We start from the raw sequence: 15,926 nt of genomic DNA, 5'->3' as shown, positions 1-15,926 counted from the left end.
AGACACTTCCCTCCCCCTCCTTTCCAAGGAAAATTCCGTCTACATCCCATCACGGAAAAACTTTCTTATTTCTATGGAAAATGAAAAGGGAGATATGATTTTCACGTATCAATAGACATGAAATTTTTAAGTATCGTCTTTTTCCCCATAATTACCCTACTGGCTTCAGTGGCAGGAAAAGCCGAAGAAAACTCTGCCGCCCCCTTTCGGGTCACTATAGATGTATCGTCTCCGGGAACAGAAGTTTCTCCGAATCGGTATGGAATTTTCTTCGAGGATATCAACTTTGCAGCAGATGGAGGCCTGTATGCCGAATTGATCAAAAACCGCTCTTTCGAATTTCCTCAGGCCTTCATGGGATGGAAAATATTCGGCAATGTGGCGTTGCAAATAGAAGATGGACCTTTCACCCGCAATCCACACTATATCCGTTTGTCTCCGGCCTCTCATCGAGAGAGGAAAACAGGAGTGGAGAATGAAGGATTCCGTGGCATAGCTTGGGAAAAAGGGAAAAAATATCGTTTTTCCGCATGGGGAAGAGTTGGGGTAAATCAGACAACACCTGTCGTCCTGCAAGCTTGTCTGATTGATGAAAAGAATAATTCTGTTGCCCAGACAGATATGGTAATTACCCAAAAAGAATGGAAGAAATACATCGTTGAACTGGTCCCTTCAAAAACAGTCGATCAAGGTAGTTTCCGGCTGCTTTTAAACTCGCCGGGCATCGTCGATTTGGACCATTTGTCTCTCTTTCCGCGCCATACATGGAAGGAGAGGGAAAATGGCCTCAGAGCCGATTTGACAGGCGCATTGAAAGAGCTGAATCCCGGTTTGCTCCGTTTTCCAGGAGGATGCATCGTCGAAGGAACTTCTCTTGCTACCCGATACAATTGGAAGGATTCCATCGGTCCGGTAGAAAACCGGCCTTTAAATGAAAATCGTTGGAATTTCAGTACCAAAAAACGTCTTTCTCCAGATTATTATCAAAGTTACGGGTTGGGATTTTACGAATATTTCCTTCTTGCCGAAGATTTGGGAGCTACTCCCCTGCCTGTCCTCAACTGCGGCATGGCTTGCCAATTCCAAAATGGGAAAGAAGCTCATGCATCCCTGGAAGATATGGATGTCTACATTCAGGATGCTCTGGATCTGATCGAATTCGCCAACGGCGATATTTCAACGAAATGGGGAGCGCTCCGGGCAGAAATGGGACATCCTCGGCCATTTCATCTCAAGTACTTGGCTATCGGCAACGAACAATGGGGAGATGAATATGCAGAACGCTTGGAGCGGTTCCTTGCCACATTGAGGAAAAAGCATCCCGAAATAAGAATAATAGGAAGCGCTGGCCCAGGGGCGTCCGGGCAGGAATTCGATAATCTATGGAAACACATGAGGAGCCTGAACGTCGATCTTGTGGACGAACATTATTATGCTTCCCCCGACTGGTTCAGGAAAAATGCCCGCCGCTATGATACCTATCCAAGATCCGGGCCCAAAGTCTTTGCCGGAGAATATGCATGCCACACTCCGGAGAAGAGCAACAATTTCTCCAGTGCCCTTCATGAAGCGGCCTTCATGACCGGTTTGGAGCGCAATGCGGATATTGTCCCCATGGCAACCTATGCTCCCTTGCTGGCTCACAAGGATGCCTGGCAATGGAAACCGGATTTGATCTGGTTCGACAATCGGTCACTTGTCCTCACTCCCAATTATTATGTACAGCAAATGTATTCGACCTACGCCGGGAACCGGATTCTCCCACTAGCGGGAGAGGACGGAAAACCGCTCGCGGGACAAAAAGGACTCTATGGAAGTTCTGTCTTTGACGGGGAAAGAAAGTCCATCATTGTCAAGCTGGTCAATATGAATCCATCAGACTGCACAATTCAACTCAATTTCAAGGGGCAGGATGAGCAGATTCCGAAAGGGAGCGGAATTGCTATCCGGCTACATTCGGACAATATAGAAACTCAAAACAATTTTGAAAAACCCGACAATATTCGACCGGTTTCCACCATTCTCCCAGCACTAGAAAAGAATCGGCTGGATCTTCGAATACCGGCTTATTCTTTCGGGGTTTATGTCTTCCCGGCAGAATAGAATCATACCTCCGGGGGCTTTCAACTAACGGGAGACTAGCACGCAAAAGACCTACCATCCCAGAAGCGTTTTGTCGGCACGGTACAAAACGTGACGCAGCAGAGGATGGCTGGCAGGGACATTGGGATGGTCGAACTCACCCACCTTCTCCATGCCGGCTCTTTCCATCACCCGACTGGATCTCATGTTCGGCAACGCCGTGAAGGAATAGACCTCCGGCAGATTCAACTCGCACAAAGCATACTTCAAACAGGCGGATGCCGCCTCCGTCGCGTATCCATGCCCCCAGGCTTCAGGAATCAGCCGCCAGCCAATCTCCACACAGGGAGCAAAGGGGGCATCAAAGGTCACGCGATGCAGGCCAAGAAGGCCAATGAGTCGGTGATCCTCTTTTCGTTCCAGCGCGTAGAGCCCGTAACCGGATTCCCGGTGCTCGGCGAGGATGCGGGCAAGGGTGGTGAGGGATTCCTCCATCGACAGGGGAGCCAGGAAGTAGCGCATGACTTCGGCATTGGCATTCATGACGGCAAATGCCGGAAAGTCCTCCGGCTTCCATGTGCGGAGGATCAGGCGCTCGGTCTCAACGATGGTCGTGGTGTTCATGACGGGAAATTGCTTCATTCGCTTTTGGGTTTCCAGGCGACTCCCATGAGGGTTTGGAAGAAGGGGGCTTCGGCTTCCTTGTCTACGATGTCGGTGAACACGTGGCTGAATCCTGCTTCCCTGAGCATGGATTCCATCTGCGCCTCGCTGAAGCCCAGCCAGGTATCGGCATAGAGGTCGCGGACTTTCTCAACGTTGTGGCGGAGGAGGTCGAGAATCAGAAGACAGCCGCCCGGCTTTAAAATCGTCCAGGCGCTTTGCAGAGCCTTCATCGGGTTGCGGGCATGGTGCAAAGCCTGGCTCAACATGGCGAGATCCACCGTACCGGGATCAATGGGCGGATCTTCAATATCGCCGAGGCGATACTCCAGATTGGTCAACCCGTGTTCCCGGGCCATTTGCATCCCCAGTTCAACCATGCCGGGCGAATTGTCTACCGCAATCACCTGGCGGGCACGCGGGGAAAGAAGCTGGGATACAAAGCCCTCGCCAGCCCCCAGATCGGCAATCACCTCGTAGTTCATAATGCGAAGCAATCCCCCGGCCAGCGCCTTCCAGGAACGTCCCGGCGCATAGTTGCGTCCGAAACGCCCGACGACATCGTCGAAGTAGGAACGCATCTTGTCCTTACGCTTCTCCAAAATGAAATGCAGAGCCTTGCGATCCTGTTCCACATCCGGCAATTCTTCACAGGCCTTCGCAGCGACCCCGCGCAGGCTCTCGTCGAGACAGGAGACGTAGAACACATTTTTCCCCGTACGGGAATCTGCGACAAGGCCCTCCTTCTTCAGTTGGGCAAGCTGCGTCGAAATGCGGCTTTGCCCCATATTCAAGACTTCCTGAAGTTCCGCTACGCTGAGCGACTCACCGTCCAGGACATTGAGAATGCGCAGACGTGTCGGGTCTGTCAGCAGCTTGAGCGATTTCAGGATTGACTTCATGGAAAATTAATATATCAACGCATCACGATTTAACGATATGAAGACACCCCACATTTTTACCTCGGAATCCGTCGGCGAAGGACATCCGGACAAGGTGGCCGATTACATTTCGGACTCCATCCTTGACGCCTGCCTGGAGCAGGACAAGTACAGCCGGGTGGCCTGCGAGACGCTTGTGAAGAGCAACATGGTTGTCGTCGCCGGTGAAATTAGCACGAAGGCGGCGATCAATCCAGAAAAGATTGCCCGTCAGGCTATTCGGGAGATCGGCTATTGCTGTCCGAAAGACGATGATGTGTTCAATGCGGATACGGTGTTTTTCATGAATATGCTGACCGAACAATCCCCGGACATTGCCCAGGGAGTAGATGCCAGCCATGCGGAAGGCAAAGGCCATGCGGAACAGGGCGCCGGAGACCAGGGAATCATGTTCGGCTATGCGACAAATGAAACACCCGAGTTCCTGCCCGCTCCCATCGTGTTCTCTCACAAGCTGCTTATCGAACTGGCCCGCAGGCGCAAAGCCGGCGAAGTATCCTGGCTGCGTCCTGACTGCAAGTCCCAGGTAGCAGTCGCGTACAACGAGGAAGGCCACCCTGTCCACATCAACAATGTTGTCATCTCCACCCAGCATACGGAAGACGTGGATCATGCCACGATCCGCAAATATTGCATCGACCTGATCCGGGACGTTCTGCCGGCAGTGCTTCTGGACGAACAAACGGAATATTTCATCAACCCCACCGGTAAATTCGTCATCGGCGGCCCCCATGGCGACACCGGACTGACCGGCCGCAAAATTATCGTGGATACCTACGGCGGCCTCGGCCGCCACGGCGGCGGCGCTTTTTCCGGCAAAGATCCTTCGAAAGTAGACCGTTCAGCCGCCTATATGTGCCGCTGGGTCGCCAAGCATGTCGTCGCAGCCGGACTCTCCGACCGTTGCGAGCTCCAGGTTGCCTATGCCATCGGTTACCCATCCCCCGTTTCCATTCGTGTCGATACATTCGGCACGGGCCGCGTCAGCGAAACAGCTATCGAAACCGCGCTGGAAACCGTCTTCTCCTTCAAGCCCGCAGATATGATCAGCCAGCTTGATCTGCTCCGCCCGCTTTACCGTCAAACAACCCATTACGGACATTTCACCAAGGGAGACCTCCCGTGGGAAACCCTCGACGACGCACGCCTGTCAAAACTCCGCTCCCTGCTGGGATAATCCACTTTTCCATCCAATCCTCTAACGCCCATGTTTTCAGAAACCGATACCTACAAAGTCCGCGACATAACCCAGGCCGACTTCGGCCGTAAGGAAATCGATATCGCCGAACACGAAATGCCCGGCCTGATGGCCATCCGAGAAAAATACGCCGCAGAACAACCCCTGAAAGGAGTCCGTATCACCGGCTCCCTTCACATGACCATCCAGACGGCCGTCCTCATTGAAACGCTCGTCGCCCTCGGAGCAACCGTCCGCTGGGCAAGCTGCAATATCTTCTCCACGCAAGACCATGCCGCCGCCGCCATCGCCGCGGACGGCACGCCCGTCTTCGCCTGGAAGGGAGAGAGCCTGGAAGAATACTGGGAATGTACCTGGAAGGCTCTCAGTCACGAAGGTGGCTTCGGCCCTCAGTTGATCGTCGATGACGGGGGAGACGCAACTCTTCTCCTGCACAAGGGTTACGAAATGGAAAACGGCTGCGGCTGGGTCGACTCCCCCTCGGCATCCAAGGAAGAAGAAGTCATCAAAAACCTCCTCAAGCACATCGCACAAGAACATCCCGGCATTTTCCACAAGTGGATGCCCGAAATCAAAGGTGTTTCCGAAGAAACGACGACGGGCGTTCACCGCCTGTACCAGATGCATGCCGCCGGCAAGCTTCTCTTCCCCGCCATCAATGTCAACGACTCGGTAACCAAATCCAAGTTCGACAACCTGTACGGATGCCGGGAATCCCTCGTGGACGGCATCAAACGCGCCACGGACGTCATGCTGGCAGGCAAGGTCGCCGTCGTGTGCGGTTATGGAGATGTCGGCAAGGGATGCGCCCAGGCCTTGCGCGGTCTCGGCACCCAGGTCATCGTCACGGAAGTGGATCCGATCTGCGCACTGCAGGCAGCCATGGAAGGCTACCGCGTGCTGACCGTGGAAGACACCCTGGGATGGGCCGATCTCTATGTTACAACCACGGGCAACTGCCACATTATCCGTATTGAGCACATGGCAAAGATGAAAGACCAGGCCATCGTCTGCAATATCGGACATTTCGACAATGAAATCGAAGTCGCCAAACTGGAAGGGTTCCCCGGCATTCAAAAACTCAATATCAAGCCTCAAGTCGACCGGTTCACCTTCCCGGACGGACATTCCATCTATCTGCTGGCCGAAGGTCGTCTCGTCAACCTCGGTTGCGCCACCGGCCATCCCAGTTTCGTGATGTCCAACAGCTTCACCAATCAGGTTCTCGCCCAGATTGATCTCTGGAAAAACCGTGAAAACCGTTCCGTCTCTGTTGAAGTCCTACCCAAGTTGCTTGATGAAGAAGTCGCCCGTCTGCACCTTGAAAAAATCGGTTGTAAACTGACGACGCTCTCCCAGGAACAAGCCGATTACATCGGTGTCAAGGTAGAGGGCCCTTACAAGCCCGAATTCTACCGTTACTAAGCACCCGGTTCTCCATCATCATCCAACGCCGCCTGTCCGAATCTCCGGATTGGCGGCGTTTTTACATCGGGCATATTCCTTTACTCGGACAGCAGGCAGGATTATGGTTCCCGCGTTTTTAAGAACGAAGGCAAAAGACAATGATTCTATTCAACTGTGACTACAGTGAAGGCGCCCATGCGGACATCCTCCGCAAGCTGGCAGAAACGAACATGGAGCAAACTGCCGGGTATGGAGAAGACCCCTATTGCGAAAAAGCACGCGACCTGATCGCCACTCTCTGCCACAGAGACGATCTGGACATCCATTTCCTCGTCGGAGGCACCCAGACCAACTTCACGACAATCGCGGCAGCACTGCGCCCCCACCAATGCGTCCTATGCTCGGATTCCGGGCATATCAATGTCCATGAATCGGGAGCCGTGGAATCATGTGGTCACAAAGTCTGCGGGATCCCATCCCCGAACGGCAAGCTGACGGCACAACAAATCGACGAGGCCTGGCATGCCCACTGGGACGACGAAACCCACGAGCATATGCCCCAACCCAAGATGGTTTATATTTCCTTCCCGACCGAGTTGGGTACCATTTATTCCCGCCGGGAATTGCAGGAAATTTCGGATATGTGCCGCTACCGAAACCTCTATCTGTACATCGACGGAGCCCGACTGGGGTATGGCCTCTGCGACAAAGACTCCGACCTGGATCTTCCCATGATCGCTTCACTCTGCGATGCCTTCTACATCGGCGGCACGAAGGTCGGCGCCTTATTCGGAGAAGCGCTCATCCTGCGCAACGATGATCTCAAAACCGACTTTCGCTATATCATCAAGCAAAAGGGAGGAAGGCTCGCCAAAGGCAGATTGCTCGGCATCCAGTTTCTGGAGCTTTTCCGCGACGGACTTTACTTCCGCCTGGCAACACACGCCAATCGCCTCGCCGTCATGATCCGCGATGCCTGCCGTGCCAAGGGATTGCCGATTCCCGTCTTCAGCGGTACGAACCAACAATTTATCACGATGCCGGATGAAGTTCTTGATGAACTGCGAAAGAAGTACGGATTCGCCTATCTACGCCGCGAGGATGCCGCACACAGTACCGTCCGGTTCTGTACAAGCTGGGCTACCCGCGAGGAAGACGTCCTGGAGCTGCTTGCGGATATTGACCGCTTGTGTTGACAGGGATTCCCCTACGCCCGGTTCTATCATTCAGGCTGACGCCCCGGTTTGGCCTTGTCATACTGCTTCATGAGACTGGCGGACCAACTGACGGCATCGGGATAACGGCATGGAGGAGTCGTCATCAAGTATGAGCCCAGTTTATCGGCCAGCGGCGCCGCATTTCGGAGGCATGCCGGAAACAGATTTTTCATCTCCGTCCTGTCCTGATCAATATCATACAACTCTGGAAGACGGTTCGGGACAAGCAGGTATTTGAGGTTGCCATGGAGAATAGCGGACGTATAATCCGTACACCAGTAAAGAGTTCTGGAAATTTTACTATCAGCTGATTTCAGCATGGGCATCATATCCTGTCCGTCCAGCCCTTCCGGGATGGCAACGCCATTCAATTTGAGCAAGGTTGGCAAAAAATCCACTGTCGATATCACCTGGCCACACACAAATCCCGGACGGACACGTTCATCGTTCGGAAAACGGATAATCATGGGCACTCGCACTCCGCCTTCATAATGAAGTCTCTTTTCCCCTTTGAACGGTGCGTTACACGCAGGGCCATCGGGAGCCCCCCCATTGTCGGATAAAAAAACCACCATGGTATCGCGCGATTTTCCCGCTTCGTCCAAAGCTTTCAGAATTCTGCCTACCGCCTTGTCCATCCCATGAACAACGGCGGCATACTTCCGGCGAACAGGATCGGATATCCCTCGAACCACCTCCAAATCCTCGCGCTTCGCCTCGTAGGGCGTATGGGGAGCATTGAAGGAAACAAACAGGAAAAAGGGATTGTCCCGGTTTTTGTGTTTTTCGATAAACCGGATACTTTCGCGGGCAATATCGTCCGTCAAATAACGAACCTGCGTATCGCTCGAGACATTCGAAACAATTGCCGACGGATTTAATCCTCCAACCTCTTTTTTCTGAGGAAAATAATGACGGGAACCTCCCAGAAACCCCCACCAGGTATCAAACCCGCGATCCACCGGCGTCTGTCCTTCAGCATGTCCCAAATGCCATTTGCCGATCACGGCACAAGCATAGCCGAGAGGCCGGAGATATTCCGGGAAGCACTTCTCCGATTGCGGCAATCCATAATGAGAATCGGCCAGATAATTCATCTTGACGTTCGGATTGGTCGTAATACCGAACCTTTTGGGAAACCTTCCCGTCAACATGCCCATACGGGACGGAGCGCACATCGGAGCCGTTACGTAAGCCCGGGAGCAAAAGACACCGTCACGCGCCAGGGAATCGATATGGGGAGTCGGGATTTGCCGGGATCCCGTGCAACCCAAATCGCCATATCCAAGGTCATCCGCCATGATAACCACGAAATTGGGCCCCGCAGCCATCGCCTGGAACGACGACAGCAGCAACAAAATCACCATCTGAATACCAAAATTCATCTTCATTTTTTCACATCTCCGTCATTGTTTCCTTTCGAATCAGGCTGGTATATCCATTCGGCTTCATCCCTGTGGAGCTGGCCCTTGTCATCTTTCGAGATGACCTTCACCACGTTCCTTCCACGTTTGAGAGCAACGGGAGGAGTGGCGAAACCGTTACGGCAGTAAGAGGAAACACCGGGAACTTCCTTTTCATTGAGGAAAACCTTGTTGTTTTTCATGTTGGAATAGAAACGGATGGCCACTTTTTCATCAGAAGTGGGAGTTGCACGCTTCTCCTGAAGATGAAGGACGGGGATGTCATCCCGCCAATTGGCCTTGTAGAAGTAGAAAGCATCCTTGGGAACCTTGCGATCAAATGTCACCAGCCCCTTGTCATTAATACCGGGGCGGTCTCCCTCGTCACGCCAGACACTTGCAAAGTCAAACATGTTCCAAAGGAAAGTTCCCCAAGTCGTTTCCCTGGAAGCAATCTTGTCCCAGAGGATTTCATGAGAACGGGACTGCCACTCCTCCGGATGCCATTTGCCTCCGGCCTTGGGAGCCTTGGAAATGTTGCGGTCATGATGCTTGATGGAGGCTCCGCTACCATATTCGCTGATAGCGACAGGTGTATTGGGATAGCTTTTATGCAATGAATCGATCGCTCCACCCATGCCTTCCGGCCCCCCGCCATACCACCCGGGATAGGTATTCAGAGCCAGCAGATCGGCAATAGAGCAGAGATCCTTGTTGCCCGGCCTGTTAACGGCCACAACCGTCTTGCGATACGGATCTTCCTTGTGGGCAAGAGCATTCAATTCGCGAAGAAGAGGCAGGGGATCATCCGTACTGCGATGGAGCAGTTCATTGCTCAATCCCCAGACGACAATCGAAGAATGGTTGCCGAACTGGCGGATCATCTCCACGAGCTGCTGCTTGGTCGTCTCCTCAACCGCAGGGTCTTTCGGCTTGCCAACGGAATCGACAAAGGGAATTTCCTCCCAAAGGATCACGCCTTCGGCATCGCACATGGCAATTAACTTCGGATCATGAGGATAGTGGGCCAGGCGAATGGCGTTGGCTCCCATTTCCAGAATGAGATCCAGATCGCGTCTGTGTTCCTTTTCCGTCAAAGCCCACCCTTTGCCCTCCCAGTCCTGATGACGGCAGACACCTTTGATTTTCAGCGCTTTCCCATTCAGAGAAAACCCCTTGTCCGAATCAAAAGAGACAGAGCGGAACCCGATGGGATAACTGAGGAGGGTACTGTTGTCACCGGAGGAAAGACGGACATCCAGCTTGTACAAATAGGGATCTTCCCGACCCTGCCAAAGATGAGGGGAGGGCACCGTCATGTCGACTTGATGCTCGCTTTCCCCCGGAGTCAGGCGGATGGGTTTACTTGCCTTCAGTATGGATTTTCCTTGAGCATCGTACAAAGCTATTTCCAAAGTTCCCTCTCCTCCGTCCGGCAGGGCACTATCCACCGTCACAGACACGCCAAGATCGGCAGACTCGTTGGAGACATTGTGCTGGGTGATCCTGACTCCGTCTGTACCATTGGCAATCGGGGAAATACAGACAGGATCGCGTTCGATCAACTCCACATTGCGGTACATGCCTCCGTAGACCGGAAAATCGCCGCTGATCGGCAAAATCTCCCGTCGTAGCGAGTTATCCGCCCGTACTTCCAGCACATTGCCGGCACCGGGCTTGAGTTTCCCCGTCAACTCTGTCCCAAATGAAGTAAAAGCTCCTTTGTGCTCTGCCAGCTTCTCGCCGTTAAGATAGACCTCCGCAAAGTTGGAAACAGCACCGAACCTGACAAAAACGCGCTTCCCGTCAAATCGGGCAGTATCCGGCAATTTGATGCGGTACGTGCCAGGCCCACGGTAATAGCCGAAATCTTTGTTGTTCTCCTTTCCTCCGCCCTTCTGGGCATCCTGAGCGTTCCAGCAGTGGGGCACAGTAACCTGTTTCCATTCTGCCTGGGGATCATCGGGAGATGTTTTCGTAAAAATCCAGTTGGACAAGGTCATTCCTTGAGCGGCCAAAGCCGTCAAGAGCGAACCAATAAAAAGAGACCATTTCATGGGAACAATTGGGAAGTTAAATGAACGATATAATATCCATCCGCAAAACACCCGCTTTTTTTTCTCGCAATTACCTGAGAAAAAGCGAAAAAGGCGATCGTTTTCGCAAGAAGAGTCTTTTCTCCTCCGTATTCTGTGTACTGAAATATTCCAATTCAATTCCATCCTATGAGAAAATTTATTCTGTCTGCCGTCCTGTTTCTGGGATGTTCTCTGTCCATAGCAACCGCCCAGGCATCGCCCATTGATCCCGAAACCAAGAGCCAGCAAGCCTGGTGGAAAAACAGGTATGAAGACCAAGTCAAAGCCTTGAAGGAACAGCCCTGCGACATTCTGTTCCTAGGGGACTCTATCACCGACTACTGGGCAACGACCGGGAAAAAAGTATGGGACTCTGCCTGGGCGCCGCTCAAGGCTCTCAACTTCGGAATTTCCGGAGACAAGACGGGAAACCTGATCTGGCGCATTGATGATTCCAAACTGCCGACATTGAGTGATCCCAAAGTATGCGTCGTCATGATCGGCACCAACAATACTGGACATTACAAATGTGGCGAAGCTCCGGAAAAAACGGCCATAGGCGTTTTGACCGTCGTCCAAAGGCTCCTGCTCCGCTATCCGGATACTCAAGTCGTCCTCCTGGCCATTTTCCCGCGAGGAGCTACGCCGCAAGATCCCATGCGTATCCATAACGATAAAATCAACAAAATTCTGGCAGCAACACGTCTTCCGCGAATGCACTTTGTCGATATCAACAAAAAATTCCTGGATCCGCACGGACAGTTCCTGCCCGGCGTTACCAGAGACCAACTCCACCCCACGGAAAAAGGCTACCAGATCTGGGCATCCTCCCTCCTGCCTACCGTCAAAAAAATCCTCACTCAACAATAATCCCCACATTGTCCCCTCATGCAAAACTTCACTTCTCCCTCCGCCACGCATCCCGGCTGGATTGCTCCGTCTCTGATATGCGTCCTGTTCTCAGCCACGGCCATGGCCTCCGTGCCCGATTGGGAAAATGCAGCCGTGACCGGCATCAACAAGGAACAGCCGCGCTCCTACTCCCTCCCCCGCGCCGATAAAACCAAGTCCCTAAACGGCAAGTGGAAGTTTCAATTTTCCATGACGCCCGACGAACGTCCGGTCCACTTCTACGAAACCGGCTTCGACGTAGGATCATGGGCCGATCTGCAAGTGCCCTCCAACTGGCAACTTGCCGGCTATGGATCCGCCCTCTACACCAATGTCCGCTATCCCTTCAAATCGGATGCTCCCCGCGTGATGGGTGAACCGCCAAAAGATTGGACCGCCTACAAGGAACGTAATTCCGTCGGTTCCTACCGTCGCGATTTCAACCTTCCGGCCTCCTGGAAAAATGACCGTGTCATGGTGCGTTTTGACGGCGTCGAGTCTGCCTTCTACGTCTGGGTCAATGGGAGGAAAGTCGGGTATTCCCAGGATTCCTATACGGGAGGGGAATTCGATATCACTCCCTATGTTGTACCGGGCAAAAATACCATCGCCGTGGAAGTGTACCGCTGGAGCGACGGTTCCTATCTGGAAGACCAGGACTTCATGCGCCTCTCCGGCATTTTCCGCGACGTTACCCTTTTCGCTCAACCCCAGGTCCACGTTCGCGATGTTTTTTTCAAAACCGGGCTGAAGTCTCCGGACTACACCACCGGTACGCTGGAAACAAGCGTCACTGTCCGTAATTCCAGTGACCAGAATATCCCCGCTGGAGGCAAATTCTCCTTCTCTCTCACCGGGTTAAACACAAGTATGAGCTGGGATGGCCCTCATGGGACGCGAACAATCAAAACGGTCAATAATCAGGATCTGGGCTCGGAATCCATCACGCTTCCGGCAATTCCCGCCGGCAAGGAAGTCACCATCACATTCAACAAGGAATACCCCGGTGTCAATGCCTGGTCAGCGGAAACCCCCAATCTCTACACAGCTACCTATTCCGTCAACGGTCAAGATCCCCGTTCAGTCAACATCGGGTTTCGATCCGTGGAAACTGCAGAAAACGGAGCTGTTCTCATCAACGGCAAGCCGGTCAAGTTCAAAGGTGTCAACAGGCACGAAACCCACCCCGACTACGGGCGGGCCATCCCACGTTCCGTCACCGAACAGGACATCCGCATCATCAAGGAAAACAACATCAACACCATCCGTACGTCTCACTATCCCAATCAGCCGTACCTTTACGAATTGTGCGACCGCTACGGCATCTACGTCATGGACGAGGCCAACAACGAGTCCCACGGAGACCAGTCCATTTCCAACAAGCCGGCCTGGGAAAAACCGATTGTGGAACGCGTCATGAACATGGTGCACCGCGACAAAAACCACCCCTCCATCGTTTTCTGGTCGATGGGCAACGAGGCCGGAGGCGGCAACAATTACAAGGCTGCCGCCAAAGCCGCACGCGATTACGACAACAGCCGCAAGCTGCACTACTGCGAATTCCGGCATGGAGAACCTGCCGTCGATATGGACTCCATCATGTACCCGACCGTCGACCGCGTCGTCGGCTGGGGTAAAGAACAGACCAACCGCCCCTTTTTCGTCTGCGAATACGCCCACGCCATGGGCAATGCCCTCGGTAATTTCAAGGAATACATGGACGCCTTCGAAGCGTCTCCCCGCATGATCGGCGGCTGCATCTGGGACTTTGTCGACCAATCCCTCCATGCCAGGCGGGACAAGGACGGCATCTATCACCCGGCACCATTCAAAAGCAAAACGCTTGCCTACGGAGGAATGTTCGGCGACAAACCGAACGACGGTAATTTCTGTGATAACGGGGTCATCCTCGGCGACCGTAGCGCCACGGCCAAGCTCAAGGAAGTCAAGCACGTGTACCAGTACGCCGGATTCCGAACAGAAGGCAACAGCTTGACTATCACCAACAAATACTTCCACAAGAACCTCAAGGATGCCGTCCTGACAATCATCGTTCCGGAATTGCGCGGCACAGGGAAGAATGCCATCCAATTCATGCTGCCGGAGATGCAGTCCGGAGCCTCCGCCACGCTGGAACTTCCCTCCTTCCTGACGGCAGCGAACGGCCAGAAGTATCCCTTCCTGGCTCTGCTGTCTGAAAAACCCATTCTTCCGGAACTGGCCGCCACTTCACCCTCTCCGAAGAAGGCCGTACGCCGAATCGCCGGGAAGGATCAACCATTCGGGCAATCGGCAGATCTGACTCCGTCCCAGGTTGAAACCGCCGTCAACAAGAGCGAAGCCTACCAGTATTTTGCCGGAGAAGCCCGCAAACCCGTCCCTGCCGTCAAGGCCGGCAAACAGGACACGCTGACATTCAACCCGGACGAAGGCACAGTCACGGGGAAGAATTTCAAGGCAGTATTCAAGGACGGCATGCTCTCCGGGCTTTCCTATGCCGGACGCGACATGATCCTGCCGGGATATCCCATCGCCCTTCAGGCCTATCGCGCTCCGGTCGACAACGACAAATGGATAGACGGTAAATGGAACAGGGGCAAACTCGCCAATCTCAAGAGCGAATGTATCAAAACGGAAATGAAACAGGTGAACCCCCAGCTCATCCAGGTCATTTCCGACATGAAGACTGTCAACAGCAATCCTTCCTTCACTTACCGGATGGTCTGGAATGTGCTGAGTTCCGGCGTCATCGACGTATCCGCACAAATCTATCCCTCTGCTGACGGCGAAGAACTGCCCCGCCTGGGCTTCTCCTTCGGGGCACCGGCCTCCTACGACACCGTTTCCTACCTCGGCCTCGGCCCGTGGGACAACTACAGAGACCGCAAAACATCTACATGGAGAGACACCTTCACCAAATCGGTAGACGATATGTTCTTCGCCTATTCCCGTCCGCAGGAAATGGGGAACAGAACCGGCGTCGAATGGCTCTCCATCGGAAATGGTCAAACTCCCGGACTAGTCATCGGCGCAGCATCGCCCAAGAACCCTATGGAAGCTTCCGTCTCCTACTACACGGCACAGGAACTCAATGCCGCACAGGCATTGGACAAATTGCCGCCCAAGGACAAAGTCATCGTCAATCTCGATGCTTTCCAGATGGGGCTCGGCGGAGCATCCTGCGGTCCGCGTCCGCTCATGAAATACCAGACATTCAGCAAACCGACAGCGTTCGGTTTCATCCTCGCCCCTGATCGTGCCCGACTGGATACGTTCCTGTCTCAAATGGGAGGAGCCGTCAACCCGCCCGTCATATCACGCGATTCATCGGGACTTGTTTCCCTGGAATCATCCACCCCGGAAGCCACCATGACCTATTCCATCGACAACGGCCCCGAGCAAACCTACACCCAGCCCTTCCCTCTGGAACAGGGCACGGTAACCGCCAAGGCGGCACACGGCAAAATTGAAGGGCTTTCCCCGGCTTCCACGCGAACATTCAATCGCGAAGTCATCCGGACAGGTTGGAAAATCCAGCAAGTCTCATCAGAAGAACCCGGTGAAGGCGTAGCCCAGCATGCCATCGACGGCAAACCCAACACGTTCTGGCACACGTCCTACACCAACGGACAGCCGGGATATCCCCACTCCATCGCCGTGGATATGGGCCGCAAGGAACGCTTCAAAGGATTCACATTGACTCCCCGAGCCGATATGGACAACGGACTCGTCCAAAACTTCAGCTTCTACGTCTCCAACGACGGAGCTAACTGGAGGAAAGTCATGACGGGATCGCTTCCCTACAAAAACAGGCGGGCTCCGCAGCAGGTAATCCTCCCCCGTGTGGAAGAAGCCCGCTATTTCAAGCTGGATGCCATCAAACCCGTCCACGACGGACAACCCTGGGCCGCGATTGCGGAACTGAACATCATCCCGGAATAAGCCGCCTCCTTGGAAGGGCGCATCGTAACAGACATTTCACCCCGTGCCGGTATTCCGGCACGGGAAGATGTCGTGGCCGTTCAGCCGCATGAAAATGTTATTTG

General features: G+C 53.6%; 10 protein-coding genes. 6 read left to right on the top strand and 4 right to left on the bottom strand.

Annotation, left to right across the window (positions count from 1 at the left end):
• Window positions 1–117 precede the first annotated feature (117 nt).
• Window positions 118–2,103 carry an alpha-L-arabinofuranosidase C-terminal domain-containing protein gene (locus tag QET93_RS02520; protein ID WP_280131733.1) on the top strand — a complete coding sequence of 662 codons (1,986 nt, stop codon included), beginning with the start codon at window positions 118–120 and terminating at the stop codon, window positions 2,101–2,103.
• Window positions 2,104–2,154: 51 nt separating this feature from the next.
• On the opposite strand, the gene QET93_RS02515 is transcribed toward QET93_RS02520, so the two are convergent.
• On the bottom strand, window positions 2,155–2,724 hold the full coding sequence (locus QET93_RS02515) for a GNAT family N-acetyltransferase (protein WP_322190084.1): 570 nt from the start codon (window positions 2,722–2,724) through the stop codon (window positions 2,155–2,157).
• Entirely contained in the window at window positions 2,721–3,647 is a 927-nt protein-coding gene (locus QET93_RS02510; RefSeq protein WP_280131731.1) for a metalloregulator ArsR/SmtB family transcription factor, read from the bottom strand. The genes QET93_RS02515 and QET93_RS02510 overlap by 4 nt, the downstream gene beginning before the upstream one ends.
• 37 nt (window positions 3,648–3,684) lie before the next feature.
• On the opposite strand from QET93_RS02510, the gene metK reads away from it, so the two are divergent.
• The 3 genes from metK (at window position 3,685) to QET93_RS02495 (ending at window position 7,487) form a co-directional block, all read left to right on the top strand.
• On the top strand, window positions 3,685–4,863 hold the full coding sequence (gene metK, locus QET93_RS02505; protein WP_280131730.1) for a methionine adenosyltransferase: 1,179 nt from the start codon (window positions 3,685–3,687) through the stop codon (window positions 4,861–4,863).
• 30 nt (window positions 4,864–4,893) lie between these two features.
• A complete protein-coding gene (ahcY, locus tag QET93_RS02500) occupies window positions 4,894–6,309 on the top strand; it encodes an adenosylhomocysteinase (protein WP_280131729.1) in 1,416 nt (471 codons plus the stop codon).
• Window positions 6,310–6,449: 140 nt separating this feature from the next.
• Window positions 6,450–7,487, top strand: coding sequence for a low specificity L-threonine aldolase (locus tag QET93_RS02495; RefSeq protein ID WP_280131728.1), 1,038 nt, complete (start codon window positions 6,450–6,452; stop codon window positions 7,485–7,487).
• A gap of 26 nt (window positions 7,488–7,513) precedes the next feature.
• Here the strand turns inward: QET93_RS02495 and QET93_RS02490 are convergent, their stop codons facing one another.
• Together QET93_RS02490 and QET93_RS02485 are read right to left on the bottom strand one after the other, a co-directional pair.
• The gene (locus tag QET93_RS02490; RefSeq protein ID WP_280131727.1) at window positions 7,514–8,893 is read right to left on the bottom strand and encodes a sulfatase-like hydrolase/transferase; all 1,380 of its coding nucleotides are present in this window, start codon (window positions 8,891–8,893) and stop codon (window positions 7,514–7,516) included.
• Between the two features lie 2 nt (window positions 8,894–8,895).
• Window positions 8,896–10,968, bottom strand: a complete 2,073-nt coding sequence (locus tag QET93_RS02485; RefSeq protein ID WP_280131726.1) for a glycoside hydrolase family 2 TIM barrel-domain containing protein — start codon at window positions 10,966–10,968, stop codon at window positions 8,896–8,898.
• A 168-nt stretch (window positions 10,969–11,136) separates the two neighbouring features.
• On the opposite strand from QET93_RS02485, the gene QET93_RS02480 reads away from it, so the two are divergent.
• Window positions 11,137–11,859: a GDSL-type esterase/lipase family protein gene (locus tag QET93_RS02480; protein WP_280131725.1), complete on the top strand. Its 723-nt coding sequence runs from the start codon at window positions 11,137–11,139 to the stop codon at window positions 11,857–11,859.
• A gap of 18 nt (window positions 11,860–11,877) precedes the next feature.
• Window positions 11,878–15,822, top strand: a complete 3,945-nt coding sequence (locus QET93_RS02475) for a glycoside hydrolase family 2 TIM barrel-domain containing protein (RefSeq protein WP_280131724.1) — start codon at window positions 11,878–11,880, stop codon at window positions 15,820–15,822.
• Window positions 15,823–15,926: the final 104 nt, after the last annotated feature.

The sequence above is a fragment of the Akkermansia sp. N21116 genome (assembly GCF_029854705.2).
In the GTDB taxonomy this organism is placed as follows: Bacteria; Verrucomicrobiota; Verrucomicrobiia; order Verrucomicrobiales; family Akkermansiaceae; genus Akkermansia.
The sequence above is the reverse complement of the archived record's forward strand: the minus strand, read 5'-3'. Positions and strand labels throughout refer to the sequence as shown.

Coding starts and splice junctions, on each gene's coding strand:
- QET93_RS02520 (WP_280131733.1), top strand. CDS start 118: ATGAAATTTTTAAGTATCGTCTTTTTCCCCATAATTACCCTACTGGCT.
- QET93_RS02515 (WP_322190084.1), bottom strand. CDS start 2,724: ATGAAGCAATTTCCCGTCATGAACACCACGACCATCGTTGAGACCGAG.
- QET93_RS02510 (WP_280131731.1), bottom strand. CDS start 3,647: ATGAAGTCAATCCTGAAATCGCTCAAGCTGCTGACAGACCCGACACGT.
- metK (WP_280131730.1), top strand. CDS start 3,685: ATGAAGACACCCCACATTTTTACCTCGGAATCCGTCGGCGAAGGACAT.
- ahcY (WP_280131729.1), top strand. CDS start 4,894: ATGTTTTCAGAAACCGATACCTACAAAGTCCGCGACATAACCCAGGCC.
- QET93_RS02495 (WP_280131728.1), top strand. CDS start 6,450: ATGATTCTATTCAACTGTGACTACAGTGAAGGCGCCCATGCGGACATC.
- QET93_RS02490 (WP_280131727.1), bottom strand. CDS start 8,893: ATGAATTTTGGTATTCAGATGGTGATTTTGTTGCTGCTGTCGTCGTTC.
- QET93_RS02485 (WP_280131726.1), bottom strand. CDS start 10,968: ATGAAATGGTCTCTTTTTATTGGTTCGCTCTTGACGGCTTTGGCCGCT.
- QET93_RS02480 (WP_280131725.1), top strand. CDS start 11,137: ATGAGAAAATTTATTCTGTCTGCCGTCCTGTTTCTGGGATGTTCTCTG.
- QET93_RS02475 (WP_280131724.1), top strand. CDS start 11,878: ATGCAAAACTTCACTTCTCCCTCCGCCACGCATCCCGGCTGGATTGCT.